General features: G+C 65.8%; 6 protein-coding genes and 1 tRNA gene. 4 read left to right on the top strand and 3 right to left on the bottom strand.

Annotation, left to right across the window (positions count from 1 at the left end; translation table 11 throughout):
- On the top strand, window positions 1-506 hold a 506-nt coding region (locus AC1DOC_RS25425; protein ID WP_478130741.1), incomplete at its 5' end, for a hypothetical protein.
- Between the two features lie 34 nt (window positions 507-540).
- Here AC1DOC_RS25425 and AC1DOC_RS25420 read toward each other — a convergent pair.
- Window positions 541-614 (bottom strand) — tRNA-Gly (locus AC1DOC_RS25420).
- Between the two features lie 114 nt (window positions 615-728).
- Here AC1DOC_RS25420 and AC1DOC_RS25415 point away from each other — a divergent pair.
- Genes AC1DOC_RS25415 through AC1DOC_RS25405 form a run of 3 tightly spaced genes read left to right on the top strand, consistent with a single transcriptional unit; the run spans window position 729 to window position 1,757 of the window.
- On the top strand, window positions 729-1,139 hold the full coding sequence (locus AC1DOC_RS25415; RefSeq protein WP_018904681.1) for a hypothetical protein: 411 nt from the start codon (window positions 729-731) through the stop codon (window positions 1,137-1,139).
- Between the two features lie 35 nt (window positions 1,140-1,174).
- Window positions 1,175-1,414 (top strand): hypothetical protein, encoded by a 240-nt coding sequence (locus AC1DOC_RS25410; RefSeq protein WP_018904680.1) that lies wholly within the window; start codon window positions 1,175-1,177, stop codon window positions 1,412-1,414.
- A 13-nt stretch (window positions 1,415-1,427) separates the two neighbouring features.
- Window positions 1,428-1,757, top strand: coding sequence for a hypothetical protein (locus tag AC1DOC_RS25405; protein ID WP_038107161.1), 330 nt, complete (start codon window positions 1,428-1,430; stop codon window positions 1,755-1,757).
- Window positions 1,758-1,802: 45 nt separating this feature from the next.
- Here the strand turns inward: AC1DOC_RS25405 and AC1DOC_RS25400 are convergent, their stop codons facing one another.
- Both AC1DOC_RS25400 and AC1DOC_RS25395 read right to left on the bottom strand, forming a co-directional pair.
- Entirely contained in the window at window positions 1,803-2,363 is a 561-nt protein-coding gene (locus AC1DOC_RS25400) for a hypothetical protein (protein WP_018904678.1), read from the bottom strand.
- A 127-nt stretch (window positions 2,364-2,490) separates the two neighbouring features.
- On the bottom strand, window positions 2,491-3,312 hold the full coding sequence (locus AC1DOC_RS25395) for a ferritin-like domain-containing protein (protein WP_018904677.1): 822 nt from the start codon (window positions 3,310-3,312) through the stop codon (window positions 2,491-2,493).
- Window positions 3,313-3,407 lie beyond the last annotated feature (95 nt).

Raw genomic sequence — 3,407 nt, 5'->3', positions numbered from 1 at the left:
GGCGGGATAGTGGGTACCTAGGTACCATCTCCATCTGTTACTCGGCCCCCTGGTTGCGCCAGCCTCGGCGGCCCGAGCCCCCGGCCTTCCGATCCGCTTCGGAGGGCCTCCTTGCTTTAGTGCTTAAGTTGGCGTCTTCGCTACAACGCGGCTGGCTTGCGTCCGACAAGCCAACGCGGCAGGGAAAGACTTTTTTCGAAATTCACGCGAAGGAACATTTCGGCAACAACACCAATCGAGGGATCCGCATGCCTTTGACTTTCCTGATGAGCCTCCAGCACGTACCGCTGCCCAAGAAAGTAGTGACTCCCGAAGACGTTCGACACGTGTCGGTCCTCAAGGCAACGGGCCTGATCGAAGCTGAAATAGCGCCGGCGCTGGACGGCTCGGGCAAATACAAGAACGCACGCAACGCCATCGTGAAGCGCATCACCAAGGAGGGGATGGCCGAGATCAACAGGATGCGGACCGAGGAGAGCCGGTCGAAGCTTGCGCGGCGGCTGTGAGCGGCGTGCAGGCCGCGCAGGAGTGCGGGGCTGGTGGAGCGGGTGAAGGGAATCGAACCCTCGTATGAAGCTTGGGAAGCTGCCGTTCTACCATTGAACTACACCCGCAGCAGGCGCGGATTCTACCGTCAGTCCCGAGGGCGGGCCTCATTGCTTCGGATGACGCGGCGGCGGCTTGGATTGCCTACGCTGGCGCATCCCGTTGCCGCAAGGAAGCCCGCCATGTACGACCGCGTCATTCAGCTCGCCGGCTCCTTTGCTGCGGGGGCGCTGGCCTCCGGCGCCTTGCTGGCGTTCGCGGCAGGCGGTCCGCCTTCCAACGTCGTGGCCCCGCGCAGCATGGCCGCGCGGCCGGCCGCGGTGCCGCTGCCGGCCGTTGCAGGAGCGTCCAGGCTCGGTCTGCTGCGCAACGAAGCGGCCAGCGGGGACGAGCTTTCGAACTGGCAACTCTCCAATGCCTTGTTCGACAGGTACGACGCGAGCGGCGAGGCCGACGATCTCTACGAGGCCCTGATCTGGATGGAGAGGCGCCGGGATGTGTCCGGCAATGCGCAACTGATCGCGCGCGTCGTCGACCGCTACTGTGGGCAGCGCGTGGTGCGCTGGCACTGGTTCTGCGTCGAGGGCGAGTAATTCCCCAGGCAATGCCGACATCACCAGGAGCAGACATGGACTTCCTCAGGATCTTTCACGCAGCAGCACTCTTGGGACTCGGCGCGGCCGGCACCGGGTGCGGGCAGGGCCAGCCATCGACCGGGCCTGCGGGTGCCGAGGCCGGCCACGTCGTGGCGGCAGTGGACGCAAAGGTGGCCGCGGAGCGCCTGGACAGCTACATCGGCGCGGTCTTCTCGCAGCAGCAGCAGGCACTTTCCCTCAAGGCGCCGGAGCCGGACGCCCCGGGCTTTTGAGAGGAGGCGAGCCATGAAGCCCGATTGCTCCCGCATGATGCTTTTTGCGGCCGTGCCGCTGGCCCTGGCCGCGTCGATGGCAGCCGCGCAGCCCGGCATGGACAAACCCGCCTCGATGCCGCTTGCCGAACTCAAGCAGGCCTACCTGGCCTGCGACCGCACGGCGACCCGCCAGATGCTGGACATGGAATCCGCGGCGCGCTGCTCGTTCATTGGCGAAGCACTGCAGGATCGCGCCTTCGACGGCAGCTTCGACCGGCTGCTGGCTTGGTGGCGCACCGAAAAGCAGCTGGCTGCCGCCGTGCAAACCGCGGAACAGCCGCTCGCGCGCGAAGGGCAGTGAAGGGAAGGCGCCCCGGGGCAGATCRCCCCGCCGCGCGCCACCGGGTCAGCGCCGGAAAACCGAAGGCTCGTTCTGCCCCCGTGCCGCTGCAAGGCACTTGCTCGCCGCCTCCGCAGCCTCCTGCCTCAGTTGCTGATCGAGCGCGTCGGGCGCAGGCCCGAGGTCGCGGAAGTAGGCGATCTGCTTCCTGTGCAGGTCGCTCGCCGCGTCGCGGGAGCGCTGCTCCAGTTCCTTCCACAGCCGCAGGTATGCGACGGTGGCGGGCACGAGCTCCGGTGCAGCCGGCACAACCGGCGCACCCGGGACGAGGTCGGCGCCGATATCGATCTCGTCCGCATGCGCGAACTGTTCCTCGGCCCATGCCGGCTGGGGCTGTATGTTCCCGGCCTGGGCCTCTTCGCCGATGCCGGCGGCAAACCAGCGGTAGGTATTCTTACGTTTGCCGACGCGGCCCGTGGTTCGCACGAACAGGTAGCCCGCTGTCGCGTTTCCCGTTTCATCGACCGGTATGCCGGCTGCCCGAAGCGCCTCCACCCTCTCGTCGACGCTCAAGTAGAAGGACAACTGCAACGTGACTGTTGCGTTGTGAATGACCTGATGGACCATTGCTCCGCTCACATTGGTTGGCAAAGGGCGAAGCATCCCTTTCCCGGCCCCGCAAGTGAAGACTTGAAAGAGGCAAAAAGTGTGAATTTTTTCACTAATTGCAAAGAAAGTTTGCGGTCGTGAACCCTCAGCGCAGGAAGACGTGCTCCATGAACTGCCGGATCGGGTATTGCACCACGGCCTGCACGCCGGCCGGCAGTTCCAGCGGCCGCATCAGCATCTTGAGCGTGGCGCCCGGGCTCAGGTGGGTGCGCACGGTGCTGTTCATGCGCGCGCTCAGCTGCTGGATGTAGGCCGTGTCGGCGGCCCGCCCGGGGGTGCGGGCGCGCACCACGTGGCGGATGGCGCAGTCGGCGTCCTCGCTCTTGAGTTCCAGCGTGCGCCGGCCGATGGTGCCCAGCACGCGGAAGCGGCCCAGCCCTTCCTGTTGCCGGTAGCGCCGGAAAAAGCGGTAGAAGTGCTTGTAGTGGCTGACCTCGTCGGCCGCGATGCGGCTTGCCAGGTCACGCAGCACCGGTTCGGTGGTGCTGCGCGCCAGCGCCCGGTAGTAGCTGGCGGTGCCGGTCTCGATCACGCAGCGCGCGGCCAGCTCGAGCCCGCGCGTCGGCGCGAGCAGCTCCACCTTGCAATAGGTGGCGTATTCCTCCAGGAAGCTGCGGTAGGCGCCTTCCCAGTCGAATTCGGGCCAGACGTGGGACACGTAGGCGCGCAAGGCCCGGCCATGCTGCAGCTCCTCGGCTTCCCATTGGTGGGTGAGCCAGGCGGTGACCTCGTCGTCGCCGCGGAAGAAGTCGACCAGGTTCTGGGTGTACAGGTCCGAGCCGCTTTCGACGAACGAGGCGCAGGCTACGAGATAGAAGAGATTTTCGTCCCGGCGGACCTCCGGCCGCGCGATGCGGGAGAAATCCAGGTCCTCGATCTTCCAGTGTGCTGCCTCATGGCCTGCCATGCATGCTCCTTGATTCACGTTGAAATGAATGGGACGAAGCCGGGCGCATTTGGTTCTGCGCGCTAATTCCCATATTAGCTTTGGCACCCGGGCGG

It is taken from the genome of Variovorax sp. 01T439_2, from assembly GCF_056398445.1.
The sequence above is the reverse complement of the archived record's forward strand: the minus strand, read 5'-3'. Positions and strand labels throughout refer to the sequence as shown.